Source organism: Janthinobacterium sp. NFX145 (assembly GCF_049810325.1).
Taxonomy (GTDB): Bacteria; Pseudomonadota; Gammaproteobacteria; order Burkholderiales; family Burkholderiaceae_D; genus Janthinobacterium; species Janthinobacterium rivuli.
In genome coordinates this window covers 4224519-4250214 of sequence record NZ_CP187360.1, presented here as the reverse complement: position 1 = coordinate 4250214, position 25696 = coordinate 4224519, and the positions used below count along the sequence as shown (strand labels likewise).

Below are 25696 nucleotides of genomic sequence, written 5' to 3'. Positions count from 1 at the left end.
GCTAGCGCTGGACGAGCGCCTTGACCGTTTCCCAGGCCGCGCTGCCCGACTGCGTGACGCGCACCTGGTTGCGGCCCCCTTCCTTGGCCACGTACAGTGCGCGGTCGGCGGCGACGAACAGCGCTTCGCGGTCGTCCAGCTGGTGCGGGCGGATGGTCGCCACGCCGATGCTGACGGTGATCCACGGCGAGGTGGCGGAGCGCGGGTGCGGCAGTTGCAGCGCCTCGATGTGCGTGCGGATGGTTTCGGCCAGGTGCAGGGCGCCTTCGGCATCCGTGTCGGCAAACAGCAGCACGAATTCCTCGCCGCCGTAGCGGGCCGCCAGGTCGCCCGGGCGGGCGGCGTGCGAGGCGATCGCTTGCGCCACCTGCTGCAGGCAGCTGTCGCCGGCCGGGTGGCCCAGGCTGTCGTTGTACAGCTTGAAGTGGTCGACGTCGAGCACCACCAGCGACAGGGCGCCGCCGACGCGCACGGCGCGCTGCCACTCTTTTTCCAGGAAGCTGTCGAAATGCCGGCGGTTGGCGATCTGCGTCAGCGGGTCGAGGTAGGCGGCGCGCTGCAGCGCGTCTTCCGACTGCTTGTGGTGCGTGATGTCGTGCAGCAGGCCGATATACAGGGGCTGGCGCAGGTACATCGGCGTGAGGGTCAGATCCATGCTCAGCGCCTCGCCATTGCGGTGGCGGATCGCCACTTCGCGCGTGCCGTGGTTGTGCGCCTTTTCCGGATTGGCCGCGTGCATGGCGAAGTAATCGAGGTATTCCTGCGTCACCAGGGGGCTGAGCAGCTCGCCGATGAAGCGTCCGGACAGTTCGTTTTCGCGGTAGCCCAGGTACTGGTCGCAGGCCGGATTGGTGTACTGGATGCGGCCGTCCGCCTCGATGATCAGCAGTCCCTCGGCCATGTTGTTGACGATGGTGCGCAGGCGCTCGGCCTGTTCCTGCTGGGTTTCATTGTTGCTGCGGATTTGCAGCTGCGCGCGCACGCGGGCGCACACTTCGGCCATGCGCAGCGGCTTGCTGATGTAATCGACGGCGCCGCAGTCGAAGCCGGCCACCACGTCTTCCGTTTCCGTCCTGGCGCTCATGAAGATGACGGGGATGCCCTGCGTCAGCGGGTGCTGCTTGAGGCGGCGGCACGTTTCGATGCCGTCCATGTCCGGCATCAGCACGTCGAGCAGGATCAGGTCGGGGCGGGCGCGCTGGGCGATCGCCAGCGCCCGTTCGCCGGACGTGGCGACATAGGTTTGATAGCCTTGTTCGCTCATCAGCTTGCGCAGCACCTCAAGGCTGGCCGGCGCATCGTCGACAATCAAAATGGCGGCGTCGCGCCGCTGGTAATGTTCCACACTGCCTGAACTCATTGCTTCCGGCCTTCTCGATGTACTTTGCGCTGCCAGCGTTTGCCGCACTGTCGGTGATGCTGACCGGATTCAAATCGGATACAGCGGTCAAATCATACCGCCTTGCCAATTTTTTGGGTAAAAAATCGACGTTGCGCAAGGTGGAAAGTATTATTTTTATACTATGTTTAAAAATAAATACACGCAGTTGCTGTCGTGAAGGCGGTTTTTAGGCGGAAAAGGCGCGTGCCCCCGGCGCCGGGGGCAGCTGGGACACGCCCCGCAGCTGCGGGGCGTGAAGAGGCGAGTTACATTTTTGCGGCGATCAGTTTGCCCAGGATGGCGATGCCTTCGCGGATGCGTTCCGGCGGCACCGTCACGAACGACAGGCGCAGGGTGTGCGTTTCCGGCGTGTTCGCGTAGAACGGCGCTCCCGGCACGAATGCCACTTTATTGGCGATGGCTTCATCGAGCAGTTTCATCGCGTCGATGTGCTTCGGCAGGGTGACCCAGATGAACATGCCGCCTTCCGGCTTGGTCCACGTGACGCCGGCCGGGAAGTGCTCTTCCAGCGCCGACAGCATGGCCTGGCACTGGTTGCCGTACAGGCTGCGGATGCTGGGGATGTGCCGGTCCAGGAAGCCATCCTTGATCACTTCATGCACGACCATCTGCGTCAGCTGCGACGTGTGCAGGTCGGCCGCCTGCTTGGCCAGCTCCAGGCGGCGCACCAGCGGCATCGGCGCCACCACGTAGCCGAGGCGGATGCCTGGCGTGAGCACTTTCGAGAACGAACCCATATAGATGACGCCATCGGGATTCATGTTGATCATCTTCGGATACGGCTCGCCGCTGTAGCTCAGGGCGCCGTACGGATCATCCTCGATCAGCGGCAGGCCGTGGCGGGCGCAGGTTTCCACCAGTTCCACGCGGCGCGCCACGGACAGGCTGCGGCCCGTCGGGTTCTGGAAGTTTGGCAGCGCGTACAAGAGGCGCGCGCCATCGGCGACGGGGTTGATCGACGACGGCACCAGGCCTTCATCATCGGTGTCGACGGAAACGAATTCGGGACGGTAGACGGAAAACGCCTGCAGGGCGCCCAGGTAGCTGGGGGTTTCCACCAATACCTTGCTGCCTTCGTCGATCAGGACCTTGCCCAGCAAGTCCAGCGCCTGTTGCGAGCCGGACGTCATCAGCACTTGCTCGGGCATGATGGTGCCGCCATTGCCCGAGAGCGAATCGGCGATCCACTGGCGCAGCGGCAGGTAGCCGTCGGTCGGGCCGTATTGCAGGGCGACCTTGCCATTGTTCGACAGGACTTTGTCGAAGGCGGTCTTCATTTCTTCCACGGGGAAGGTGGCGGGCGAGGGCAGGCCGCCGGCAAACGAGATGATCTCGGGACGCTGCGTGATCTTCAGGATTTCGCGGATGAACGAGCTTTGCAGCTGTTCCGCGCGTTCGGCAAAGCGCCATTGGATCGGATTCGGATTTTCAATTTTCATACGAGTCTCACAGAAGATGCCGAGCTGCGCCGGCTGGATTTGTTGGCCCGCTTGTGGCGGTGCTTGCGCAAGCGGCGCCGGATAGGCGTCGCCATGGTGCTGCGGTATTGTACGGCCTGTACGCCGCCGTGCCCATCCGCACGCGCAAGGGCGTTGCAAATGGGCGTCAGGAAGCTTACTTCAGCTTGCGCCCGATCCCCACCACGGCGATCACGGCGCCGGCAAACAGCAGGCTTTCACCCGTCAGTGGCTCGTTCAGCAGCACGGCCGCGCCCAGCAGGGTGAGGAAAGGCTGCAGCAGCTGGGTCTGTCCCACGCGGGCCACGCCGCCAAGCGCCATGCCCCGGTACCAGAAAAAGAAAGCGATAAACATGGAAAACACGGAGATGTAGGCAAAACCCAGCCAGGCCGCGCCGCTGGCCTGCGCCATCAGCGCGCGCTGCGGCCAGGCGTTCCACAGCACCACGGGCAGCACGAAAGGTACGGCCAGCAGCAGCGCCCAAGAGATCACATGCTGGCCCGGCATGGCTTGCGCCAGGCGTCCGCCTTCCGCATAGCCGAGTGCGGCCAGCAGCACGGCGGCAAAGATCAGCCAGTCGGCCAGGTGAAAACTGCCGCCGCCCTGGCGCAGCGCGAACGCCACCACCAGCGCCGTGCCGAGCAGGGCCATCAGCCAGAATCCCGGCGAGGGGCGCTCCTTGCCGCGCAGCACGGCAAACACGGCCGTGGCCAGCGGCAAAATGCCCACCAGTACGGCGCCGTGCGAAGCGGGCAGGCTGCGCATGGCGATCGACGTCAGCCACGGAAAGCCCAGTACGCAGCCCAGCGACACGAACGCCAGCGGCAGCCATTGTTCGCGCCGCGGCAGGGGCGCGCGCTGCTGCCACAGCCACAGGCCGGCCAGGCAGGCGGCCACCAGGGCGCGGCCCAGCGCGACAAAAGTGGGGTCGAGTTCGGCCACGGCCAGCCGCGTAAAGGGCAGGGTCAGGCTGAAGAGGGCGACGGCGATGAGGCCCAGCAACAGGCCTGTGCGGTCGGCGCCCAGGCGCAAGGGGTGACTGGAGGAGGTGGTGGCGTGCGATGGCATGGCTGTCCTGGTGCGGGTGTGTGAGATAAAGGCGGGCAGATGTGGATGAATGTGCCCGGTACTGCTATCCTAGGGCGCAATAGCAATACAGTACAAATACACTTCTACGCATAATTTCACATACTGTGATGGTCATATGAGCAATACACTCGCCTCTCCGTCCCTGCCCTTGCTGTCGCGCGCCTCGGGCGAAACCCTGATCGACCAGATCACGCGCTCGCTGGCGGCGCGCATCGACGACAAGCTGCTGCGCGGTGGCGCGCGCATGCCGTCGATCCGCCAGTGCGCCGCCAGCCTGAGCGTGTCGTGCGCTACGGTGGTGGCCAGCTACGACAAGCTGGTGGCGCGCGGCTACCTGGAATCGCGGCGCGGCGCCGGCTTTTTCGTGCGCGAGCGCTCGTCCCTGAACACGCCGGCGCCGCCCGCTGGCGCGCAGGACGCGGTGGCGCAGCCGATGGACGTGGTGTGGCTGATCCGTAACATGTTTCGCCAGACACCGTCCATCCCCGCGCCCGGCTCCGGCATGCTGCCCGCCGAGTGGCTCGATGGCGACCTGGTGGCGCGCGCCTTGCGCGACGTCAGCCGCCAGCCCGGCAGTTTGCTGCTCGGTTACGGCGCGCCGCAGGGTTTTTTGCCGCTGCGCCAGCAGTTGCAGCTGAAGCTGGCGGAGCTGGAAATCGCCTGCCCGCCCGAGCAGATCGTCACCACGGTGGGCGTGATGCAGGCGCTGGACCTGGTGGCGCGCGAGTTTGCCCGCCCCGGCGAGACCATTTTCGTCGACGATCCCGCGTACTGGCTGATGTTCGGCGCCTTTGCCGCCATGGGCATGAATGTCATCGGCATCCCGCGCCTCGGTGATGGCCCCGATATCGCCGTGCTGACCGAGCTGGCGGCCCTGCACCGTCCCAGGCTGTACGTGATCAACTCGGTGCTGCACAACCCCAGCTCGACGTCGCTGTCGGCGGCCAAGGCGTTCCAGGTGCTGCGTCTGGCCGAACAGCACGATTTCCTCATCGTCGAGGATGACATCTATTGCGACATGCACCCGGGTGGCGCGGTGCAGCCGGCCACGCGCCTGGCCGCGCTGGACCAGCTGCGCCGCGTGATTTACCTGGGCGGCTTTTCCAAGAGCCTGGCGGCGAACCTGCGCGTGGGCTTCATCGCCACATCAAATGAGCGGGCGCAGCGCCTGGCCGACCGCAAAATGCTGGCCACCCTCACCACCAGCGACATCGGCGAGCGCGTCGTGTATAAGATCCTCTCGCAGGGGCTGTACCGCAAGCATGCGGAACGCCTGCGCGCACGGCTCGACAAGGTGCGCGACGGTACTTACCGCAAGGTCGAACGGGCGGGTTTGCGCTTCGAGCCGGCATCGGCCGGCATGTTCGTGTGGGCCGATGCGGGCTGCGACACGAATGTCCTGGCCGAAAAGGCGCTGGCCGAGGGGCTGGTGCTGGCGCCGGGCAGCCTGTTTTCGCCGCGCCAGCTGCCGTCGACGCGCATGCGCCTGAACCTGGCCACGGTGCAGGACGATCGCATCTGGGCGTTTTTCGACCGCGCACTGGGCTGAAACAGCACATTTTTCGGGAGCTCTTGAAATCGCTTGTACCATCCCCAACTCCGTAGAATCCGTCCATCCACAAGACTATGAGGTAAAAATGGCTGTCTCCGAAAAGCAAACCCTGGGTTTTCAGACCGAAGTGAAGCAAATGCTGCACCTGATGATCCATTCCCTGTACTCGAACAAGGAAATCTTCCTGCGCGAATTGATCTCGAACGCGTCCGACGCGGCCGACAAATTGCGCTTTGAAGCGATCGATAACGACGCCCTGTACGGCAACGATCACGAATTGAAGATCAAGGTCAGCTTCGACAAGGATGCGCGCACCATCACCATTTCCGACAACGGTATCGGCATGACCCGTGACGAGGCGATCTCGCACCTGGGCACCATCGCCAAGTCGGGCACCAAGGAATTCTTCGGCAAACTGTCGGGCGACCAGCAGCAGGACGCGGCCCTGATCGGCCAGTTCGGCGTGGGCTTCTATTCGGGCTTCATCGTCGCCGACAAGATCACCGTCGAAACGCGCCGCGCCGGCGTCGACGCCTCCGAGGGCGTGCGCTGGGAATCGGCCGGCGAAGGCGATTACAGCATCGAATCGATCGACAAGCCGTCGCGTGGCACGGACATCATCCTGCACCTGCGCGAAGGCGAAGACGAATTGCTGTCGAGCTGGAAGATCAAGTCCATCATCCGCAAATACTCGGACCATATCTCGCTGCCGATCGTGATGCAGAAGGAAGAGTGGGACGACGAGAAAAAAGAAACCGTCGTCAAAGACGAATTCGAAACCGTCAATCAGGCCAGCGCCCTGTGGGCCCGCAACAAGGCCGACATCACGCCGGAACAGTACGACGAATTCTACAAGCACGTGTCGCACGACTTCCAGTCGCCGCTCACGCACACGCACAACCGCGTGGAAGGCCGCAGCGAATACACGCAGCTGCTGTACATTCCGGCCAAGGCGCCGTTCGACATGTGGGACCGCAACAAGCGCGGCGGCATCAAGCTGTACGTCAAGCGCGTCTTCATCATGGACGATGCCGAGCAGCTGATGCCAACCTACCTGCGTTTCGTGCGCGGGGTGATCGACTCGGCCGACCTGCCGCTGAACGTGTCGCGTGAAATCCTGCAGGAATCGCGCGACGTCAAGGTGATCCGCGAAGGCTCGAGCAAGCGCGTGCTGGGCATGCTGGAAGAACTGGCGAACGCGGACGAGCAGGACAAGAAAGACAAGTACGCCGTCTTCTGGAAGGAATTCGGCCAGGTGCTGAAAGAAGGCATCGGCGAAGACGCGGCCAACAAGGAACGTCTGGCCAAGCTGCTGCGCTTTGCGTCGACCGCCAACGACAGCGACGAACAAATCACCTCGTTCGCCGACTACGTGGCGCGCATGAAGGAAGGCCAGGACAAGATTTACTACGTCACGGCCGACAACTACGCCGCCGCGAAAAACAGCCCGCACCTGGAAATCTTCCGCAAGAAGGGCGTCGAAGTGCTGCTGCTGACGGACCGTGTCGATGAATGGATGCTGTCGTTTATCCAGGACTTCGAAGGCAAGGAACTGGTTTCCGTCGCCAAGGGCGGCCTGGATCTGGGCGCGCTGGAAGACGAAGCGGAAAAGAAAGAGCATGAAGAAACGGAAACCTCGTACGCCGATCTGGTGGGCAAGATGAAGACCGTGCTGGCCGACAAGGCCAAGGACGTGCGCGTCACGTTCCGCCTGACCGATTCGCCAGCCTGCCTGGTGGCCGATGAAAACGAATTGTCGGGCAACCTGCTGCGCATGCTCAAAGCTGCTGGCCAGAGCGCGCCGGAATCGAAGCCGATTTTGGAAATCAATCCGAACCACCCGCTGGTGACGCGACTGAAATACGAAGATGCCGAAGGCGGCAAATTCGGCGACTGGGCCAACATCCTGTTCGACCAGGCCATGCTGGCCGAAGGCGGCTCGCTGGCCGACCCGGCCAGTTTCGTGAAACGCCTCAACGAATTGCTGCTCAATTCGGCGAAGTAATTCCCTTGCCGTAATCCGACACGGCGGCTGATGCATCAAGGCCGGTCCTTTCCTCGCGAAAGGGCCGGCTTTTTTCATGCGCGACGTTCAGCGCCGCATGCACATGCCTCAAACCCTGGCCGCAGCGACTTCAGGCATAATTGCCCCTTGTTGAATTTAATCCGTCAATGGCCGGCATGGCCGTTGGTGCAGGAGCCTGTCATGTCAGTGAGTACCCGCGACGCCCTTTTGAAAAGCGCAGAGATCCACCTGCGTTCGAAAGGCTACGCCGCTTTCAGCTATGCCGATTTGTCCGAAGAAATCGGCATACGCAAGGCCAGTATCCACCATCATTTCCCGACCAAGGAAAACCTCGGCGTGGCCTTGATCACGCAATATATCGAGGTGTTTACGGAAAAGCTGCAGGCGATCGATGCGGCGCATGCCGATCCGGTCGAACGCCTGCGCGAGTTCGGCGGGTTGTTCCTGGCCAGCGCCAACGATCATTTGCTGCCGCTGTGCGGCGCGCTGGCGGCCGAAATGGCGGCGCTGCCCGAATCGCTGCAGGCCCTGGGCCGCCAGTTGATGGCGCAGCAGCTGGACTGGATGGAAAACAATCTCGTGCAGGCGGCGCAGCTGCACGGCTGGACCTTGCGGAAAGCGCCGAAGGATTATGCCTTCATGCTGCTCAGCGCTCTGGAAGGCGCCAGCTTTATCGGCTGGGCCCTGGGGCCTTCGACCGATCCGCTGGCCGCTTTTCATTACATGCTCGACAATCTGGCGTAGCGCTGGCAAGCCCGCTCAGGCCAACAGGGCCGGTTTGGCGATCATCAGTGCGCAGATGGTCAAAAACACGGCCAGCTTGATGCACAGCCAGATTCCCAGTCTGGCGTCCGCCTGCGCGTGTCCCTGTTCCACCTTCGCTTCCACCTTGTCCGCCCAGAAATGGTCGATGGCTTGCGCGCCGATAAACAGCGCGAGGGACAGCTGCATCCAGCCCATGTGCAGCCAGGCCCATTCTTGCTGGTACAGCAGGACCAGCCCGCCGATCAGCAGTATCGAGCCTGCGACGGCGATCTGCTGATGGAGTTTATGTAATGTATCGCGGCCGGCAGGCTCGCGCATCAGATGCAGCAGGCGCGGCGTCAGCATCATCGGACCGATGAAGGCGATGGCGGCGACGATGTGCAATATCAGCAGGAATGTATAGGTGTGCATGGCGTTCTCGTATCGGCAAGGACGGTTGTTTGCGGAACGTTTAGAATAAGTTTTACTACCCACTTCCGCTACTCGCATTCATGGCAAAAACTGCAGCGCATGGAGAACCCCGCAAGCGGCCGTCCCAGGCCAGATCGGCTGCCACCGTCGCGGCGATGGTGGAGGCGGCTGCTCGCATTATTGAAGTGCGGGGATGGGCCGCGCTGACGACGAATCACGTTGCCGAGCTCTCTGGCGTCAGCATCGGCTCGCTGTACCAGTACTTCCCGTCGAAAGAGGCGCTGCTGGCCGAACTGGTACGCCGCGAACGCGCGATGCTGCTGCGCGACGTGGGGCTGGCCATGGCGCTGGAGGGCGAATTGCCGTCCGCGATAGAGCAAGGTGTGATGGCCGGCCTGGCGCACCAGTTCAGGCGTCCCGCGCTTGCGCTCGCGCTGGAATCGGCGCCGTCGTCGCCATCCTTGCAGCGTGAGGACGAGGCCTTGCGGCTGGCGCTTGCCGGCCAGCTCGCGGGTCTGCTGGCACGTCATGAAGTCGCCGATCCTGATATGGCCGCCGCCGACGTGATTGCGCTATGCCGCGGCATCATCGACGCCGCGGCGCTGCGGGGAGAAACGGATATGGCGTCGCTTGCGCGGCGCCTGGGACGCGCGGTCCACGGCTACCTGGACACGGCGGGACCTGCCAGGGAAGCCGCCGCCAGCGCTTAAGGGAGGATGCAGCCGTCCAGGCCACACATCTCGCCGGCCGATGCGGCCAGATCCTGCCGCGATTGCGCATGGAGGTTCTCCAACGCCTGGCTGAACACCTCTGGCGGCTGCGCGCCGGAAATGTGCGCTCCATTGCCAAAGACGAACAGCGGTACGCCGGACGCGATGCGCGAGGCCTGGTACTCATCGTCCTGCACCTGCTGGCGCCATTGCGGTGTCGACCAGGCCTGCTGCACCACTTCGGCAGGCACGCCCGCCTGCGCCGCGAGCAGGGCGAGAGAATCGCGGTCGAACAGCGACTTGCCGTGTGAAATACTCTGCGCATACAGCACTTCGACGAGGCGCTGTTGCGATGCCGCGTCGCCGGCAGCCTTGACGAGCATGTGCGCGTCCATGGTGTCGCCAAACAGCATGGTATCGAAGCGGTAGTCCAGGCCTTCGGCTGCCCCATGCGACTGCACCGAATACAGCATGCCCTCGGCGGCCAGCGGATCGCGAAACTTTTTCAGCAAGGCTGCCTTGATCGGTTCGCCCTGATGGTTCGGCGCGATGCGGTAGGCGCGCAGCCTGACCTGCACGACGTCCCTGTGTTCAAAGCCGGCAAGGGCCTTTTCGAAGCGGCGCTTGGCGATCCAGCACCAGGGGCAGACGAAATCGGATCAGATGTCGACGACCAGCGCGTGTGTGTTGTTTTTCATGGTTGCTCCTTGAATGGCGGCGGTATCACGCCTTGTATCAAGCCTTGTCAAACGCGTCCAGCACGTGGGTGCTGTAGACAAGGGCGGCGCCGGCATTGAGGTTGATCGCCACGCCGAGTGCTTCGGCAATTTCCTCGGTGGTGATGCCCAGCTTCTTGGCGGCGGCCGCGTGGAAGGCGATGCAGCCATCGCAGCGCGTGGTGACGGCCACGGCCAGCGCGATCAGTTCCCGTGTTTTCGCATCGAGATGGTTGGTCTTGTCGCCGGCGCCGCCCAGTGCGGCGATGCCTTTCATGGTGTCGGGCGTCAATGCGTTCAGTTGCAACGCACGCGTGTTGATGTCTTGCCGAGCTTGTTTCCAGTCTTCCATGATTTCCTCGCTATGCAGGCGCTTGCGCGCGGGTTGGTGGTTCGATGATTCCCGGGAGGGGAATCAGGCCTCGATAATTTCCAGGGTGGGCAGCATGCGGATGGCCTTCGAGAAATTGGCCAGGTTGACCGAGGTCTTGGTGACGGCCTGGTGCAGCGCCTCGACGCGTTCGCGCGAAGCATCCGTGCGCAGCCGCACGACGTAGCTGACTTCGTCGTAGCCGGGATTGACGCTCTCGTCCAGGCCAAGGAAGCCGCGCAGATCCAGCTTGCCATCCGTTTCGATCTCCAGGCTGTGCACGGTGATGCCCATGGCCGCCGCATTGGCCGCGTAACCGACCGACAGGCAGGCGTTGAGGGCGGCCATCAGCAGCTCTTGCGGATTGGGCGCCGTGTTTTGGCCCAGCAACTCATGCGGTTCGTCCGAGGCGATCTCGAAATGGCGCGCATGCTTTTCGCCGCCGAGGACATAGTGGTTGACGGTGGCCACGCTGCGCGTCTGGTGTTGCCAGCGGGTCTTGACGTTGAAACGGGCTTCGCCTTTGTCTGGATGGTCTGCCACGCCCTGGGCGAATTGCTGCAATGCTGCCACGTTGATGCCGTTAAGCATGTTGGCGCCGGCCGCCGCGCCATACGCCGGATAGTCGGTGTAGCCCTGGGACGGGGCGCCGCTGGCGCCGTAATAGGTCGAGCGGTCGCTGTCGGCCAGCGGCCAGTTGTTTTGCATGCGTTCCACCAGATCCGGGTTGGAAATGAACGGCATGCCGAAGGCGATCAGATCGAGGTCGCCTTTTTCCAGCTCGCTGCGCGCCAGGTCCTGCGTGAAGCCGCCCGCGCCGATCAGGGTGCCGCGGTAGGCCTGGCGGAACTGCGCGCCAAAGCCGGCCGGCACTTGCGCCGCCGTGATGGTGGGCTGGTAGTTCAGGTGCACATAGGCCAGCTGCCTCGTATCGAGCGCCTGCGCCACGCTGCTCCACACCTGCGCTTCGTCGGCATAGGCGCGCATGTCGTACAGGCGGCCGAACGGCGAGATGCGCACGCCGACCTTGCCGCTGCCGATGGCGGCCGACAGGGCGTCTACCGTTTCGAGCAAAAAGCGCTGGCGGTTGGCGATGCTGCCGCCGTACTGGTCCGTGCGCGTATTGACGGCGCTGCTGAGGAACTGGTCGAACAGGAAGCCGTTGGCCGCCATGATCTCGATCCCGTCAAAGCCAGCGTCGATAGCGACTTTTGCCGCATGCACGAAGTCGGCGGTGACCCGCGCGATCTCGTCGACGGTCAGCGCGCGCGGCACGCTGGGCAGCACCGGTCCCGCCTTGCCCTCTTCGGTCCAGGCGTAGACGGTGGTGTTTTCCGCCGCCACGTCGCTGGGGCCGACGGGCGCCGCGTTGCCCGGCTGGATCGATACGTGCGACATGCGGCCCACGTGCCACAGCTGGGCGAAGATCTTGCCGCCCTTGGCATGCACGGCATCGGTCACCTGGCGCCAGCCCTGGCCCTGGGTGCTGCTGTAGATGCCCGGCGTGTACAAATAGCCGCGGCCTTCATCGGAGACGGGCAAGCCTTCGGTGACGATCAGGCCGGCCGAGGCGCGCTGGGCGTAATACAGCGCGGTGAGCGCGTCGGGATTGTTTTCCAGGGTGCGCGTGCGCGTCATCGGCGCCATGACGACGCGGTTGGCCAGGGAAATGCCGGACAGGTCATAGGGGGTGAACAGTTGTTGCATGTGATGCCTCGCAAAGAGTCGAATGCGCCGTGGCGCGAAAGGATTCCGGCTGAAATACCCGGCTTGAAATAAGTCTACCATCTAGTAGGTAGATTCGTCAATCGATGGTAGCGCCAGCAAAATCGCTATGATGCGGCTTTGCACGGGACGATACGGATGATTGCCATGAAGAACCGCCTGATGGCGGGCCTGGGCGCGCACGCGCTGGGCTGCCTGCTGTTTATTGTGTTGAGCTGGCTGGGATTTTTCCTGTACACGCAACTGTTCGGCAGCCTCGGCTCGCGCGGCGTGGCCGGCGGTCTGGCCTTGCTGCTCGTGTTTTATGTGTATGCGGGCACGAATTTGCTGCTGGCGCTGTTGCCGCCCGGCAGGTGGAAACCGGTGCTGTGCGCCTTGTTGGGCGCGGCCGTGCTCGCGTATCTGCTGCCCCAGCATCCGCTGCGGGCGATTTACTTCAGTGTGCTGGCGGGCGGCTTGAGCTGGCTGGCGGTGCTGGCCAGCGCGCGTTTAAGCGGATACCTGCGCGGCTGACAGGCCGTTGACAAAAGCGGCGACGGCGACGGCGGCCGCTTCCGGCGCCGCCTGCAGCAGCATGTGCGGCGCGGCGATGTCAGTCACTTGCGCGTCCGCTGCCTGCCGCAGTATCTGTACGGCGTTCGCCGGCGGCACCAGGCGGTCGTGGCGGGCGCGCAGATACAGCACGGGCAGGCTGCCGCGTGCGAAGCTGCGCGAGGCGTCGGTTTCCAGCACGGCGCGCAGGCGCTGGCGCAGCACGCTGGGCGGCACTTGCGCCAGCGCCGCTGCCAGTTCCGCCTGCAGTTGCGGCGTGGAGTGGGGCGCCAGCAGCGCCTGGCGCAGCGCGAAGCCGGGCATGGCGCCAAAGGGCACAAGGCCGAGCAAGTGGCGCAGCGGCGCCAGCATCGGGCGCGGATTGCGCACGAAGGAACAGCACAGGATCAGGGCGCGCATGCCGGGCGGCGGATCGGCGCGCAACGCTGCCCCCAGCGGCCCGGAAAACGATTCGGCCAGCACGACGAAAGGACGGTCCCGCGGCAGGCGCTCGCGCACGAAGGCTTCCAGCGCCGCGTAATCGAGCGGCGCGGCCGGATAGGCGATGGACAGGGTAGCGATGGCGCTGTGCGCGCGCAAGGCGGCGTCGAAGCGGTGGAACAGGCTGGCCGTGCCATCCATGCCGGGCAGGAGGACGAGCAGTGTCGAAGCGGGAGAAGAGGTCGTCATTGCGGCCATCATAACAGCCGCGCCGCCGAACGCGCCGTCCGCCAGCCGCACCGCATGGGGGCTGGCGCCATGCTAGAATCGCCGGCGCGCCATGCGTGGCCGTAATCGCGGTCTAATCCCCGACAGACAGAATCATGCATATCATTTTTTCGAATTACCGCACCCTGGGCGGCGCCTTGCTGGCAGCGGCCTGCGTCCTTTCCCAGCCTGCCCACGCCACGGCGGCGCCCTCTGCGCCGGCCGGGAAAAGCCTGTCGTCCTTGCTGGCCGGCGGACCCTTGCCGCGATTGAGCGAAGACCCGCAAGTGCGCGCGGCCCTGTTCGACTTCTTCGGTTACGCGCGCGGCAGCTACACGGAAGACGATGAATTGCTGCTGGCGCAGGCGCTCGAAGCGATCAGCGAAAAGCGCGACGCCACGCGCACCGTGCTGGCCGATGGCCGCCAGTTGCTGGCGTCGATGAATGACCGCAAGCAGGGCCGTGAACGCGGCGCCATGCTGCTCGACAAGCGCGGCGCCATCATCGCCTTTGGCCTCGTCAACGGCCATTGCCGCCTGGAGGGACAACCGCTGGCGAAGGTCTGCAATCCCGATCCGAATGCCGTGCTGACGGTGTTCCACCGCAAGGGCATGCTGGTCGGGGATGCGGCGCCTTTGCTGGCCTGGGCCCGGCAATTGCCGCCCATGCTGGCGCTGATCGCGGGCGACAAGGAAGCGGGCGCCGATGGGCAAAAGATCGCCAGCGTTGAATATGTGCTGGCGCAGCCTGCCCTGCCGGGCTGGAATCGCGCCCAGCTGCCGCCCGCGTATCCGCCGGCGCTGCTGCCGCTGCTGCTCGATAAATCGACGGTGCTGACGTCGGCCGGCGCCGGCGTGTTTGCCTATCCGCTGACCCTCAAGGGCAAGAAACAGAACAATGTGCTCGACCATGCGGAAGGCCGCCCCCCGCGCGACCTGGAAGTGGCGCTGCGCAGCTATGCCAGTTTCGACACGGTGGTCGAGCGTTACCGCCAGCTGGCTAAGGGCGCCAGGCTGCAGCGCAACGAGCGCACGGCCTACCTCGATGGCAACATGGGGCAGGGCAGCTACCGCGTCTATATCCGCAACACGGGCGCCGATGGCGTGATGATCGACGTGGCCCTGTGGCAGCGCAAGCTGGCGGCCAGCCGCTGAATTCAATTAGGGCGCGCCTCTTCGTAGCCCAGTTGCGCCAGCTGCGCGGCGATGGCGTCGTCGCGGGTTTTCTTGCCGGTGCGCAGGCGCGCATGCGTGAGCGACGCGGGCAAGCCATGCGCCAGCAAGGCGTCGATGTCGAGCATGGTTTCGGAGGCCGACAGCTGGCGCAGGGCGGGTAGGGCGGCAAGGCCTGGCAGGCTGTCGAGCGTCTTGCAGGTGTGCAGGCTAAGGCGTTCAAGCACGGGATTGGGCCCCAGCGCGATCTGCCGCAGCTTGATCTGGTCTTCCACCCATAGCGCCTGCAGCAGCGGAAAGCGGCCGATGTCGCCCAGCGTTTCCAGGCCGCGCACGCGTATCACTTCCAGTTTCCGCAACAGGGGCGCTTCGACGTGCGCGAGCGATTCGCGCCCGCCCAGCTGCAACAGCAGACGGTCCAGGCGGGCCATCTCCGAGATGAAATCCAACGGCACCTTGTTCTTGATGCGGTACAGCGACAGCTCGTGCAGCGCCGGCAGGCCGGCCACAGTGTCGATGTGCTGGTGGTGGCCCTCGATGACCAGGCTGGCCAGCTGCGCATAGTGGCGCAGCGGCGCCAGGTCGATATTGTTTTTGGCCGACTCGCCCAGGTTCAGGTATTCGAGGCCGCGCAAATTATCGAGCTGCAAGATGTCGGCCTGCGCCAGCTGGTACACGCCCAGGCTCAGGCGCTTCAGGTGGCGCAGCTCGCCCAGGGTTTCCAGATGGATGGCTTGCCAGTGGCAGTCGATGGACAGGCTGGCCACATGCGGCAGCGCGCGCAGGATGCGGGCGTCGAACACCCTCGGGTCGTAACCGTAGATGCGGATGGTCAGCGCCGTGCCGCAGGTGGCGGCCAGGGCGTCGAGGTCGGCCAGCAGCGGCTCCGGCTCGCCCAGGGTATCGAACTGCACCAGCACCTGCTGGCCGCCCGCGATGGCGGCGCGGATCGCCGCAGCGTCGATGCGCCCGGGGTTCTGGATGCGTAGCGGCTGTGTTGTTTGCGTCATGGTCATAGTCCTATCGGATAGTCGACTTTCCTGGGGGGAGGGCAGCCTTCCGGTCCCGGAAACGTCTGCTTGCCCGTGTCGTCGTAGCGCTTGCCGCACTCCACGAGCACGCGCTTGCGGAAGGTGTAGATGCTGGCCACCTTGCCGTTCGGGTGGTAGCAGATATTGTCGCCGTCGCGGTCGGTCGAAGCGTAGCTGATCATGGTCTCGCCATTGACCGTGCGCGTGCTGTGGCCGCTGCGCGGCTCCGTGCATTTGAGCTGGCCGCTTTCGTAATAGACGTTGAGGACGGAGGTGTCGGCGGCGCGGTCGACCAGCAGTTCGTCCTTGCGCTTGCCGTTCGGGTAGTTCGAATAGCCTTCCTGGCGCTGGCCGTACTGGAAGGCGTAGTAATACTGCGGCTTGCCGTCCGGGTAGTACATGTGGTGGTACTCGCATACGTCGTCGCGCGTGCTGCCGTACTCCTTGAAGGTGCAGCGGTGGATGTCGTTGAACAGCTGGCCGTCCTCATAGTACTCGCGCAGGTGCGTGAGCAGGCGGCCCTGGTCGATGACGGCCAGGCGCTCCGGCTTGCCGTTCGGGTAGTAGCGCGCGTCCAGGCCCTGCTTCTTGCCCATGTCCCACAAGGTGTCGAGACGCAGGATCTTGCCGCTGTCGTCGAACGCCTGTTCGCGCCCATCGAGCTGGCCGCTGCGGTAGGAGGCCGTGTAGACCGCGTATTCCTTGCCGGCCGGGCCCAGATAGCGCGTGCGGCTGCCTTCGAGCACGCCGGCCTGGTAATGGTCGCGCTGGCGCAGCGCGCCTTGCGCATCCGTGTCGATCGCTTCACCCTGCTTTTTGCCTTGCACGAAAGTGACGCTTTGCGTGGCCTTGTCCTTGAGCTTGAGCTTCCACGGCCCGTCGCGCAAGCCTTCGATGAAGCTGCCGTCGCCGTCTTCCGTGATCCACGCGCCATGGCGCGCGCCGTTGACGTAGTTGCCGCGCGTTTGCAGCTTGCCGCCCATGCTGCGTTCGTGCGGGCCGTTCAGCTGGCCGCCCGCGTAGGTGTCGAAGCCCGTCACTTCCTCTGCATCGGCATAGTTGACGACCGTCCAGCGGCCTTCGCGCTTGCCGGCCCGGTACATGCCGCTCTCGCTCTGCTTGGGATAATTGAAGGACCACAGGCCTTCTTGCAGACCGTTGACGAAATGGCCCTTTTCGCTGCCTTCGTGCATGCCGTCGCGCACCCACAGGCCCTGGCGCTTGCCCTTCACGTACTGGCCCCGCTCGACCACCGAGCCGTCGTCCCAGGCCAGGCTGTAGATGACGGAAGGGCCTTCCTGGCTGCCCGTGAACTGCTTCGGCGCCGTTTCCCACGTCACTTGCCACAGGCGGTAATTGCGCAGGATGCCGGCGCCGACATCGCTGTACAGGGTGTAGCTGGCGGTGAGAAAACGCTCGCCTTTCTTCTCGAAGGTTTTCTTGTAGATGATGGCCTCCTGGCTGCCGGCCGCCACGGGCTTGCCCTCATCGCTGTAGTAGCCGACGATGGTGCCCTGCGTATGGTCGATGGCGTCGAAGTCCGCATTGCCGCTCTTGCCGCGCGCAACGCTGTAGTCCATCGGCGCCAGTTTCGCCAGCGCCGCCTTGACCTGGCCCGCGTTGGGCGAGGCGCTTTGCGCCACGATGCGGTTCAACGCCGGCTGCAAGCCGTCCAGGCGCCGGTACTTGCTGGAACTGCGGTCGTAGCGGTAGGCGCGCAAACCATTCTTGCCGTCCTGGCGGAACAGCACCAGCATGGTTTGCACGCTGTCGTTCGTCTCCTGGTCCAGCGAGGCGTAGAAGACGGAGCGGATGACGGCATTGCCGAACTGGTCGAGCAGGATGGGTTTCGAGGTGCCGCTCTTGCACTCGCAGTAATAGCCATTGACGCCTTCTTTTTCCTTGAGGAAGGCGACGTCAAGCCCGCTGTCCTGCGCGGCGCTGATGGCGGGATGGGCGAGGCTCTTGCCTTCATAAAAGGGCGCGCCGTGGGCCAGCGCGGAGCAAAGCAGCAAGGGCAGAAGCAGACGTTTCATCGTGAGGCTGGCGCCGGGGCGCCGCAATGGAAAGGCCACGATTCTGCCTGCGTTCTTACTTACGGGCAAATGGGCGCGCGTCTATCGTGTGCGCGCCCCCGTTCAGGGCTGGTGCGCGGCGCAGAAGTCCAGCAGCAGCTGTTCGCCGTCCGGCCACGGGCCGTAGCCGGCGTCGCCGTTGATATGGCCGGCATCGCCGATCATGGTGAAATCGCTGCCCCAGGCGGCGGCAAACGCGCGTGCCCGCGCGAAGCTGACGTAGGGATCGTCGCCGCTGGCGACCAGCAGGCTGGGAAACGGCAAGGCTAGCAGCGGCATCGGCGCAAAGCCCGTCGTGCCGGCGGGGTAGGAGGGTGCTTCCACATCGCTGGGGGCGACGAGGAAGGCGCCGGCGATCTTGTGTGGCGAGCCGCTGGCCGCCCAGTGGGCCACCAGCGTGCAGGCCAGGCTGTGCGCCGCCAGCACGGGCGGGCGCTCGCAGGCGGCGATGGCGCGGTCGAGCTCCGCCACCCATTCGTCCTTGTCCGGCGTCTGCCATTCCCGGTGCAGCACGCGCGACCATTGCGGGTGGCGCGCTTCCCAATGGGTTTGCCAGTGCTGCGGCCCGGAATTCCACAAGCCGGCCAGGGTCAGGACGAGAGACGACATCGATGCTCCTTAAAGTTATAACTCCGTGCGTAGGGCGAACAGTTCGGGGAACAATACCACGTCGAGCATCTTGCGCAAATAGCTCACGCCCGCCGTGCCGCCCGTACCCGTCTTGAAGCCGATGATGCGTTCGACCGTCGTCACGTGGCGGAAACGCCAGAAGCGGAAGGCCGTTTCCAGGTCGACCAGCTTTTCGGCCAGTTCGTACAGGGCCCAGTGTTTCGACGGGTCGCGGTAGACTTCCAGCCACGCCGCCTTGACGGAGGCGTCGGTGCTGGTCGGCAGGGTCCAGTCGGCGTTCAGGCGCTCGGGGGAGATGGGCAGGCCGCTGCGCGCCAGCAGCTTGATCGACTCGTCGTAGACGGAGGGCGCGCGCAGGGCGGCGTCGAGCACCTTGTAGGTTTCCGGCGCCGTCGTATGCACGTTGAGCAGGGCGGCGTTCTTGTTCCCCAAAATGAATTCGATCTCGCGGTACTGGTAAGACTGGAAGCCGGACGAGGCGCCCAGGTAAGGGCGGATGGCCGTGTATTCGGGCGGCGTCATGGTGGCCAGCACGTCCCAGGCGTGCACCAGCTGGTCCATGATGCGCGCCACGCGGGCCAGCATTTTAAAGGCGGGCGCCAGGTCGCCGCTTTGCAGGTTGGCGCGCACGGCGTGCATTTCGTGCAGCATCAGCTTCATCCACAATTCGCTCGTCTGGTGCTGCACGATGAACAGCATTTCGTTGTGGTTCGGCGACAGCGGATGCTGGGCCGTGAGAATGCGGTCCAGCGCCAGGTAATTGCCGTAGCTCATCGATTCGCTGAAATCCATCTGCGCGCCATGCCACTGCGCATCCTGGCCGCCCGCATGCATGGGGCAGCCGCTGGTGTTTTCCTTGTTCATATTCTTGTCGTCGCTCATGGGATGCTTCAGGTGACCGCATCGCGCTTGGCGGCGATGTCGTAGGCTAGTGTGTCGAGGATGTCGCGCAGAATTTCCACGGCATCCCACACGTCGGCAAAGCTCGTGTACAGGGGCGTGAAGCCGAAGCGCATGATGGCCGGTTCTCGGTAGTCGCCGATCACGCCGCGCGCGATCAGTGCCTGCATCACGGCATAGCCATGCGGGTGCGTGAAGCTGACCTGGCTGCCGCGGCGCGCATGCTCGCGCGGCGTGACGAGGCCCAGCGGATGGCTGGCGCAGCGCTGCTCCACCAGCGCGATGAACAGATCGGTCAGGGCCAGCGACTTGCGGCGGATGGCTTCCATGCTGGTTTGCGCAAAGATATCGAGGCCGCATTCGACCAGGGCCAGCGAGAGTATCGGCTGCGTGCCGCACAGGGCGCGGGCGATGCCGTCGGCGGGCGCGAAGCCCGGCTCCATGGCGAACGGCGTGGCGTGGCCCCACCAGCCGGACAAAGGCTGGCGGAAGCGCGCCTGGTGTTTTTCCGGCACCCAGATGAAGGCGGGCGAGCCGGGGCCGCCGTTCAGGTATTTATAGGTGCAGCCGACGGCCAAGTCGGCGCCGGCGCCGTTCAGGTCCAGCGGCACGGCGCCGGCCGAATGGGCCAGGTCCCACAGCGCCAACGCGCCTTGCGCGTGGCAATGGCTGCTGATGGCGGCCATGTCATGCTGGTAGCCGGTGCGGTAGTTGACGTGCGTGAGCATGGCGACGGCGCAATCGGCATCGATGGCTTGCGCCAGTTCGTCGGGGTTGTCGACCAGGCGCAATTGGTAGCCGCGGTCGAGCCAGGCGGCCAGGCCTTGCGCCATGTACAGGTCGGTGGGGAAGTTGCTGCGTTCGCTGACGATGATGCGCCGCTCGCCATGCGCGGGATCGCTGGCCTGCATCTGCAGGGCAGCGGCCAGGCCCTTGAACAGGTTGACGGAGGTGGTGTCGGTGATCACCACTTCCCCCGTGCCGGCGCCCAGCAGCGGGGCCAGGCGGTCGCCCAGGCGCTTGGGCAGGTCGAACCAGCCGGCCGTATTCCAGCTGCGGATCAGGTCCGTGCCCCATTCCGCCGTGATGACGTGCTGGGCGCGGGCCAGGGCCGCTTTCGGCCGCGCGCCCAGGGAGTTGCCGTCGAGGTAAATCACGCCTTGCGGCAAGTCGAATTGCTGGCGCAGGGGCGCCAGGGGATCGTCGAGGTCGCGCGCCCTGCAGTCTTGTCGAGAAATCATGGTGGCTTTCATATTGATACTTGTCTCAGTGGCACGATATTGCTTGAAGCTTAAAGTATTGTGCGGAAGCAGGCAGTGTAGCAAATTCACGCTGGAAAGCGGAATTTCCGCTCGGGTTGAAGCGCGGAATGTACCTGCCTGCGGGGCGTCAACGAAAAAAATCACGATTTTTAAAAATATTTTCAAATAGCCCTAAAGTTCTGCGATTCGCCGCCGTCAACGATTACATGAACGGTGTCAAACCGACGGAAAAAGAATGCGGGTTTTTGAAATATTTTTCAAAAAAGCCCTAAAGTTCCCGCCAGGGCAGCCGTTATCTAGGTAGACAGGTTTGATTCCGATCAAGTTGTTGTAAAAAAGTGATATTTTTTACAGGCCAAAAATTGGCTAAATCCGGCCCAGAGCCAACCCTCCATACCCGCGCCGTTGCTGGCGCGCGACCATGATCGAGTAGTGTTTGTCAGACAAACACCTACGATCCCATCCGCTATTGCCCGACCAAAAATACAGCGCTACGCCTCTGTTGCATTTAATGTTGCTCCTGCAGAATGTATCTCACTGGCAACACACAACGCCAGCTGAATTCAACGGATTGAGGAGATGGAAATGACTGCTAACGATATGATGGCTGAGATTCGCGACGCTAACCTGAGCTACCTGATGCTGGCCCAGCAAATGATTCGTGCGGACAAGGTAACGGCCATCTTCCGTTTGGGCATTGCCGCCGAAATCGCCGAACTGATCGAAGGCATGAGCAATGCGCAGATCCTGAAGCTCGCTGGCGGCAACATGATGCTGGCCCGCTTCCGCTTCGACGACAGCGCCATCCTGGGCATGTTGACGAACTACAATAAAGACCGTTCGCTGGCGCAATCGCACGCGGCTATCCTGATGGCAGGCCAGGGCGTCGAAGAAATCGCTTGATTCAGCAATCTTCAGTCAGTAGCAGTTAGTTAGTATCAGTCAGTCGCGGAGTACACAGCATGGCCAAAAAAAGTGTCGTATCGGAAGCGCAGGAAATCCAGCTGGCCATCGAACTGATACAGCTGGGCGCCCGTTTGCAACTGCTGGAGACCGAAGTCTCGCTGTCGCGCGAACGCCTGCTGAATTTGTACAAGGAATTGAAGGGCGTCTCGCCGCCCAAGGGCATGCTGCCGTTTTCCACCGACTGGTTCATCACCTGGCAACCGAATATCCATTCCTCGCTGTTCATCAACATCCACAAATTCCTCGTCGACCACGCCGGCGCCACGGGCATCGAAGCCGTGATGAAGGCGTATAAACTGTATCTGGAACAGATGCCGCCCGAAGCGGGCGAAGAGCCGCTGCTGTCGCTGACGCGGGCCTGGACCCTGGTGCGCTTTTTCAGCAGCAAGATGCTGGACATGGCCCCTTGCGGCAAGTGCGGCGGCAAGTTCGTCGTCAACTGCCTCGACCTGAACGCCGATTATGTGTGCGGCCTGTGCCACATGCCTTCGCGTGCCGGCAAAACGAAGAAGGCGCGCGATGAAGCGGCCGCTGTCGCGCCACCGAGTGTCGCCGCCTGATATTGCCCGAATTACTGTCCCAATAATAGCCTCAGTGAAAACCGGAGCGGTCGCCAGACCGGACTCCGGTTTTTTCATGGCGCTTTCGCTTACACTGGCGTTTTCCTCCTTTAACTTGCCCATGCTGCAGCAAATCCTGCGCGCGCCCGCGCTCAAGGCCATCCTGATCCAGGTGCTGACCTTTCCCTTGATGTTGCTATTGGTATATGGTCTGGCGCGCGCCGGCGTGGCCATGTCGCTGCCGGCCGTGGCGCTGGTGCAGGGCGTGCTGGCGGCGCTCATCACGTGGCGCGCGGGACTGGCGCGCTGGTGGTGCGCCATCGGCCTGCTGTTCGCGCCTGCCTTGCTGGCCGCCAGCCTGCTCGAGCTGCCGCCGGCCGTGTTCCTGGCGGCCTTTGTTTTCCTGCTGAGCTTGTACTGGTCGACGTTCCGCACGCAAGTGCCGTTTTACCCGTCGGGGCCGAAGGTGTGGCAGGCGGTGGCCGGGCTGATCGCGGACCGTCCCGGCGTGCGCCTGATCGATATCGGCAGCGGCCTGGGCGGCCTGGTGCTGGACCTGGCGCGGCGCCGGCCCGATGGGCAGTTTTCCGGCATCGAGCTGGCGCCGCTGCCGTGGCTGGCAAGCCGCTTGCGCGCACGGCTGGCGGGCAGCCGCGCGCGCTTCCTGCGCGGCGACTACGAGGCGCTCGACTTCGGCGGCTACGATGCCGTCTTTGCCTACCTGTCGCCAGCGGCGATGGCGACCTTGTGGTGCAAGGCGGAAAAGGAAATGTTGCCCGGTAGCATGCTTCTTAGTTACGAATTCCAGATCGCGGCACGCGCGCCCGATAAGACCATCGCCGCCACAGAGGGTGGCCCTTTACTTTACATATGGTGCTTTTAAGCAATTGTCTGCGTTATTTGCTTGCCCGTGGGGCAATCTCACGTTATTGTAGTTCCACACGGCATTTTCTCGGAATTGCATTGAAAAGCAGCACATTTCAATTAACTTCCGGTTGCTTTTTTTGCCGCTGTCTTTGCCGGCGGCGCAGCCGCCAGAAGACAGAACAGGTTTGAACATGCCGGGCGTACAGCCCCGGCCATTATTGGGAGTCAGGGCACTTGTTAGTCATAATCGGATACATCATCGTCTGCGCCTCGGTCTTTGGCGGCTTCGCAATGGCCGGCGGCCATCTGGCGGCGCTGTTCCAGCCGCTGGAGTTGCTGATGATCGGCGGCGCCGCCCTGGGCGCCTTCCTTGTTGGTAACAATAACAAGGCCATCAAGGCGACGATCGCCGCCTTGCCCAGCCTGTTCAAGGGTTCGCGCTATACCAAAGAGCTGTACATGGAACTGATGTCGCTGTTGTTCGAAGTGCTCAGCAAGGTGCGCAAGGAAGGCTTGATGTCGATCGAAGGCGATATCGACAAGCCCGAGGAGAGCCCGCTGTTTTCCAAGTACCCGGCCGTGCTGGCCGACCACCACATCGTCGAATTCATGACCGATTACCTGCGCCTGATGGTATCGGGCAATATGGATGCGTTCCAGATCGAAAACCTGATGGACAACGAAATCGAGACGCACCATCACGAAGGCGCCGTGCCGGCCCACGTGATCGCCAAGGTGGGCGATGGCTTGCCCGCGTTCGGTATCGTCGCCGCCGTGATGGGCGTGGTGCACACGATGGAATCGGTGGGCATCCCGCCGGCCGAGCTGGGCATGCTGATCGCGCACGCGCTGGTCGGCACCTTCCTCGGCATCTTGCTGGCGTATGGCTTCGTCGGTCCGCTGGCCAGCCTGCTCGAACAGAAGCTGGAAGAGTCGAGCAAGATGTTCCAGTGCGTGAAAGTGACCCTGCTGGCCAGCCTGAACGGCTATGCGCCGGCGCTGGCCGTGGAGTTCGGCCGCAAGGTGCTGTTCTCGACCGAGCGTCCGACGTTCAACGAGCTGGAAGACCACATCAAGAAATCGAAAACGAAGTAAGCAGTGAATATACGCCTGGACACCATGAGTCATTTGCAGCACACGGAAGGGGGACGCCATGGCCGATGAAGGCATGCGCCCGATTATCGTCAAGCGTATCAAGAAGACGGCTGGCGGACACCATGGCGGGGCGTGGAAAATCGCCTACGCCGACTTTGTCACGGCCATGATGGCCTTCTTCTTGCTGATGTGGCTGCTGGGCTCCACCTCGAAGGGCGACTTGAACGGCATTTCCGAATTCTTCAAGACGCCGCTGAAAGTGGCGATGGCGGGCGGTTCCGGCAGCGGCGAGAGCAATTCCGTGATCCAGGGCGGCGGCCAGGACCTGTCGCGCCAGGATGGGCAAGTGCGCAAGGCGCAGGAAGAGCAGCAGCGCAAATCGTTCGACCTCAATTCCGCCAAGGCCGCGCTCGAACGCGAGGAAGGCAAGCGCCTGCAGGCGCTCAAGGCGCGCATCGAAGCGACCATCGACGCCAATCCCCTGCTGAAAAAATACAAGAACCAGTTGCTGCTCGATATCACCAGCGAAGGCTTGCGCATCCAGATCGTCGACGAGCAGAACCGTCCGATGTTTGCGCTGGCCAATGCGAACCTGCAACCGTACACCAAGGAAATCTTGCACGCCATTGGCTTCGTGCTCAATGAAGTGCCGAACCGCATCGGCCTGTCCGGCCATACGGATTCGACGCCCTACATGAGCGATGCCGGCTACAGCAACTGGGAACTCTCGGCCGACCGCGCGAATGCGTCGCGGCGCGAACTGGTGATTGGCGGCATGAAGGAAGAGAAAGTATTGCGCGTGGTGGGACTGGGCTCGGCCGCCCACCTGGACAAGCTCGATCCCTTCAATCCGATCAACCGGCGCATCAGCATCATCGTCATGAACAAGCGCACGGAAGAAAATGTCCTGCGCGATGGCTCGGCGATCGAGCTGCCGGTGACCGATGCCGCTTCCGCCGCTGTCGCTTCAGGGCTGGCGGCCGGCGCGCCGCCCGCGGCGGCGCCAGCCCCCAGCCCGGTAGCGGCGAAAAAATAACACGCAAGGCTGTCGACGCGTGATGTATTGAAACAATGAGACCTTTATGACAAGAAAGAAAATACTTGGCTCGCATGTAAAGCGCCTGCTGTCTGGCGTGTCGGACCATGGCCGCAAGCACTTGACGGAGGTGGAAACCGACCTGGTGCAGACCGGCATCTTGCTGGAAGAGGCGATCGAGAAGCTGTCCTTCAATTTCATGGCGATACATGCAGCCGTCGCTGCGCAGCAAGACACCATCGCCCTGCTGCTCGACGGCGGTATTCCGGCCGAGCAGCAGCGCGAAAAACTGCTGGCGTTGCAGGATGAGGTGGGGGGCTACGTGAATGCCGCCATCACCAGCCTGCAGTTCCAGGACATGACCAGCCAGCTGATCGAGCGCACCTTGAAGCGCGTGACGGGCTTGCGCGAGTTCCTCGGGACCCTGGGCGAGCATGGCGCGGAGATGTTGCCGGAGAGCGACAATGAAGAAATTGTCGCCTTGCTGGGGCGGGTCAGCATGGCGCTGGCGATTCAAAGCCTGGAGTTGCGCAGCGTGCTGCGCAAGGCTGTCAGTCAACAGCATTTGGAAAGTGGCGACATCGAGCTGTTCTAGCATGCCAGTGCTGAACGCTTGTGGTTGCATGGATTGATTAATCA

24 protein-coding genes and 2 pseudogenes are annotated in these 25696 nt (G+C 63.4%); 12 read left to right on the top strand and 14 right to left on the bottom strand.

What is annotated here, in order from left to right; translation table 11 throughout:
- Position 1: 1 nt before the first annotated feature.
- The 3 genes from ACPJXG_RS18970 to ACPJXG_RS18960 form a co-directional block, all read right to left on the bottom strand.
- Positions 2 to 1360: a diguanylate cyclase domain-containing protein gene (locus tag ACPJXG_RS18970; protein WP_425251993.1), complete on the bottom strand. Its 1359-nt coding sequence runs from the start codon at positions 1358 to 1360 to the stop codon at positions 2 to 4.
- Between the two features lie 287 nt (positions 1361 to 1647).
- Entirely contained in the window at positions 1648 to 2841 is a 1194-nt protein-coding gene (locus ACPJXG_RS18965; RefSeq protein WP_099402695.1) for a PLP-dependent aminotransferase family protein, read from the bottom strand.
- Between the two features lie 175 nt (positions 2842 to 3016).
- Positions 3017 to 3928, bottom strand: a complete 912-nt coding sequence (locus ACPJXG_RS18960; RefSeq protein WP_425251992.1) for a DMT family transporter — start codon at positions 3926 to 3928, stop codon at positions 3017 to 3019.
- 136 nt (positions 3929 to 4064) lie between these two features.
- Between ACPJXG_RS18960 and ACPJXG_RS18955 the strand changes: the two genes are divergently transcribed.
- The 3 genes from ACPJXG_RS18955 to ACPJXG_RS18945 all read left to right on the top strand — a co-directional run bounded on the left by ACPJXG_RS18955 (position 4065) and on the right by ACPJXG_RS18945 (position 8271).
- Positions 4065 to 5498: a PLP-dependent aminotransferase family protein gene (locus tag ACPJXG_RS18955; RefSeq protein ID WP_425251991.1), complete on the top strand. Its 1434-nt coding sequence runs from the start codon at positions 4065 to 4067 to the stop codon at positions 5496 to 5498.
- An 88-nt stretch (positions 5499 to 5586) separates the two neighbouring features.
- The gene (htpG, locus tag ACPJXG_RS18950; protein ID WP_425251990.1) at positions 5587 to 7506 is read left to right on the top strand and encodes a molecular chaperone HtpG; all 1920 of its coding nucleotides are present in this window, start codon (positions 5587 to 5589) and stop codon (positions 7504 to 7506) included.
- A gap of 201 nt (positions 7507 to 7707) precedes the next feature.
- Positions 7708 to 8271 carry a TetR/AcrR family transcriptional regulator gene (locus tag ACPJXG_RS18945; protein WP_046684796.1) on the top strand — a complete coding sequence of 188 codons (564 nt, stop codon included), beginning with the start codon at positions 7708 to 7710 and terminating at the stop codon, positions 8269 to 8271.
- A gap of 15 nt (positions 8272 to 8286) precedes the next feature.
- On the opposite strand, the gene ACPJXG_RS18940 is transcribed toward ACPJXG_RS18945, so the two are convergent.
- Positions 8287 to 8703 (bottom strand): hypothetical protein, encoded by a 417-nt coding sequence (locus tag ACPJXG_RS18940; RefSeq protein WP_425251989.1) that lies wholly within the window; start codon positions 8701 to 8703, stop codon positions 8287 to 8289.
- A gap of 80 nt (positions 8704 to 8783) precedes the next feature.
- Here ACPJXG_RS18940 and ACPJXG_RS18935 point away from each other — a divergent pair, with 80 nt between their 5' ends.
- Entirely contained in the window at positions 8784 to 9413 is a 630-nt protein-coding gene (locus tag ACPJXG_RS18935; protein ID WP_425251988.1) for a TetR/AcrR family transcriptional regulator, read from the top strand.
- On the opposite strand, the pseudogene ACPJXG_RS18930 reads toward ACPJXG_RS18935, so the two are convergent.
- The 4 genes and pseudogenes from ACPJXG_RS18930 to ACPJXG_RS18915 form a co-directional block, all read right to left on the bottom strand.
- Positions 9410 to 10060 (bottom strand): annotated as a pseudogene (locus tag ACPJXG_RS18930) (DsbA family oxidoreductase); the annotation flags it as partial. The gene ACPJXG_RS18935 and the pseudogene ACPJXG_RS18930 sit on opposite strands and share 4 nt — an antisense overlap.
- Before the next feature lie 88 nt (positions 10061 to 10148).
- A complete protein-coding gene (locus ACPJXG_RS18925; RefSeq protein WP_176390353.1) occupies positions 10149 to 10481 on the bottom strand; it encodes a carboxymuconolactone decarboxylase family protein in 333 nt (110 codons plus the stop codon).
- A 63-nt stretch (positions 10482 to 10544) separates the two neighbouring features.
- On the bottom strand, positions 10545 to 11090 hold the full coding sequence (locus tag ACPJXG_RS18920) for an OsmC family protein (protein ID WP_425254768.1): 546 nt from the start codon (positions 11088 to 11090) through the stop codon (positions 10545 to 10547).
- 21 nt (positions 11091 to 11111) lie between these two features.
- A pseudogene (locus tag ACPJXG_RS18915) lies at positions 11112 to 12206 on the bottom strand (alkene reductase); the annotation flags it as partial.
- 165 nt (positions 12207 to 12371) lie between these two features.
- Here ACPJXG_RS18915 and ACPJXG_RS18910 point away from each other — a divergent pair.
- Positions 12372 to 12737 carry a hypothetical protein gene (locus ACPJXG_RS18910; protein WP_035828967.1) on the top strand — a complete coding sequence of 122 codons (366 nt, stop codon included), beginning with the start codon at positions 12372 to 12374 and terminating at the stop codon, positions 12735 to 12737.
- On the opposite strand, the gene ACPJXG_RS18905 is transcribed toward ACPJXG_RS18910, so the two are convergent.
- Positions 12714 to 13445, bottom strand: a complete 732-nt coding sequence (locus ACPJXG_RS18905) for an alpha/beta fold hydrolase (protein ID WP_425251987.1) — start codon at positions 13443 to 13445, stop codon at positions 12714 to 12716. The genes ACPJXG_RS18910 and ACPJXG_RS18905 overlap by 24 nt on opposite strands.
- Positions 13446 to 13579: 134 nt before the next feature.
- Here ACPJXG_RS18905 and ACPJXG_RS18900 point away from each other — a divergent pair, with 134 nt between their 5' ends.
- Positions 13580 to 14617: a hypothetical protein gene (locus tag ACPJXG_RS18900; protein ID WP_425251986.1), complete on the top strand. Its 1038-nt coding sequence runs from the start codon at positions 13580 to 13582 to the stop codon at positions 14615 to 14617.
- 2 nt (positions 14618 to 14619) lie between these two features.
- Here ACPJXG_RS18900 and ACPJXG_RS18895 read toward each other — a convergent pair whose 3' ends face one another.
- The 5 genes from ACPJXG_RS18895 to kynU all read right to left on the bottom strand — a co-directional run bounded on the left by ACPJXG_RS18895 (position 14620) and on the right by kynU (position 20512).
- Complete coding sequence (locus ACPJXG_RS18895; RefSeq protein ID WP_425251985.1) at positions 14620 to 15645, bottom strand: hypothetical protein; 1026 nt, start codon at positions 15643 to 15645, stop codon at positions 14620 to 14622.
- A 2-nt stretch (positions 15646 to 15647) separates the two neighbouring features.
- Positions 15648 to 17702 (bottom strand): hypothetical protein, encoded by a 2055-nt coding sequence (locus ACPJXG_RS18890; RefSeq protein ID WP_425251984.1) that lies wholly within the window; start codon positions 17700 to 17702, stop codon positions 15648 to 15650.
- A gap of 102 nt (positions 17703 to 17804) precedes the next feature.
- Entirely contained in the window at positions 17805 to 18350 is a 546-nt protein-coding gene (locus tag ACPJXG_RS18885) for an RBBP9/YdeN family alpha/beta hydrolase (RefSeq protein ID WP_425251983.1), read from the bottom strand.
- A gap of 15 nt (positions 18351 to 18365) precedes the next feature.
- Positions 18366 to 19253 carry a tryptophan 2,3-dioxygenase gene (kynA, locus tag ACPJXG_RS18880; protein ID WP_176390346.1) on the bottom strand — a complete coding sequence of 296 codons (888 nt, stop codon included), beginning with the start codon at positions 19251 to 19253 and terminating at the stop codon, positions 18366 to 18368.
- An 8-nt stretch (positions 19254 to 19261) separates the two neighbouring features.
- The gene (gene kynU / locus ACPJXG_RS18875; RefSeq protein WP_425251982.1) at positions 19262 to 20512 is read right to left on the bottom strand and encodes a kynureninase; all 1251 of its coding nucleotides are present in this window, start codon (positions 20510 to 20512) and stop codon (positions 19262 to 19264) included.
- A gap of 606 nt (positions 20513 to 21118) precedes the next feature.
- Between kynU and flhD the strand changes: the two genes are divergently transcribed.
- The 6 genes from flhD to ACPJXG_RS18845 all read left to right on the top strand — a co-directional run bounded on the left by flhD (position 21119) and on the right by ACPJXG_RS18845 (position 25652).
- Positions 21119 to 21436, top strand: coding sequence for a flagellar transcriptional regulator FlhD (gene flhD / locus ACPJXG_RS18870; protein WP_034758381.1), 318 nt, complete (start codon positions 21119 to 21121; stop codon positions 21434 to 21436).
- Positions 21437 to 21495: 59 nt separating this feature from the next.
- The gene (gene flhC / locus ACPJXG_RS18865) at positions 21496 to 22059 is read left to right on the top strand and encodes a flagellar transcriptional regulator FlhC (protein WP_035826585.1); all 564 of its coding nucleotides are present in this window, start codon (positions 21496 to 21498) and stop codon (positions 22057 to 22059) included.
- Positions 22060 to 22135: 76 nt separating this feature from the next.
- Complete coding sequence (locus ACPJXG_RS18860) at positions 22136 to 22942, top strand: class I SAM-dependent methyltransferase (protein WP_425251981.1); 807 nt, start codon at positions 22136 to 22138, stop codon at positions 22940 to 22942.
- 218 nt (positions 22943 to 23160) lie between these two features.
- Positions 23161 to 24021 carry a flagellar motor stator protein MotA gene (gene motA / locus ACPJXG_RS18855; protein WP_034758373.1) on the top strand — a complete coding sequence of 287 codons (861 nt, stop codon included), beginning with the start codon at positions 23161 to 23163 and terminating at the stop codon, positions 24019 to 24021.
- 58 nt (positions 24022 to 24079) lie between these two features.
- Positions 24080 to 25057 carry a flagellar motor protein MotB gene (motB, locus tag ACPJXG_RS18850; protein ID WP_034778017.1) on the top strand — a complete coding sequence of 326 codons (978 nt, stop codon included), beginning with the start codon at positions 24080 to 24082 and terminating at the stop codon, positions 25055 to 25057.
- A gap of 46 nt (positions 25058 to 25103) precedes the next feature.
- On the top strand, positions 25104 to 25652 hold the full coding sequence (locus ACPJXG_RS18845; RefSeq protein ID WP_034758366.1) for a hypothetical protein: 549 nt from the start codon (positions 25104 to 25106) through the stop codon (positions 25650 to 25652).
- Positions 25653 to 25696: the final 44 nt, after the last annotated feature.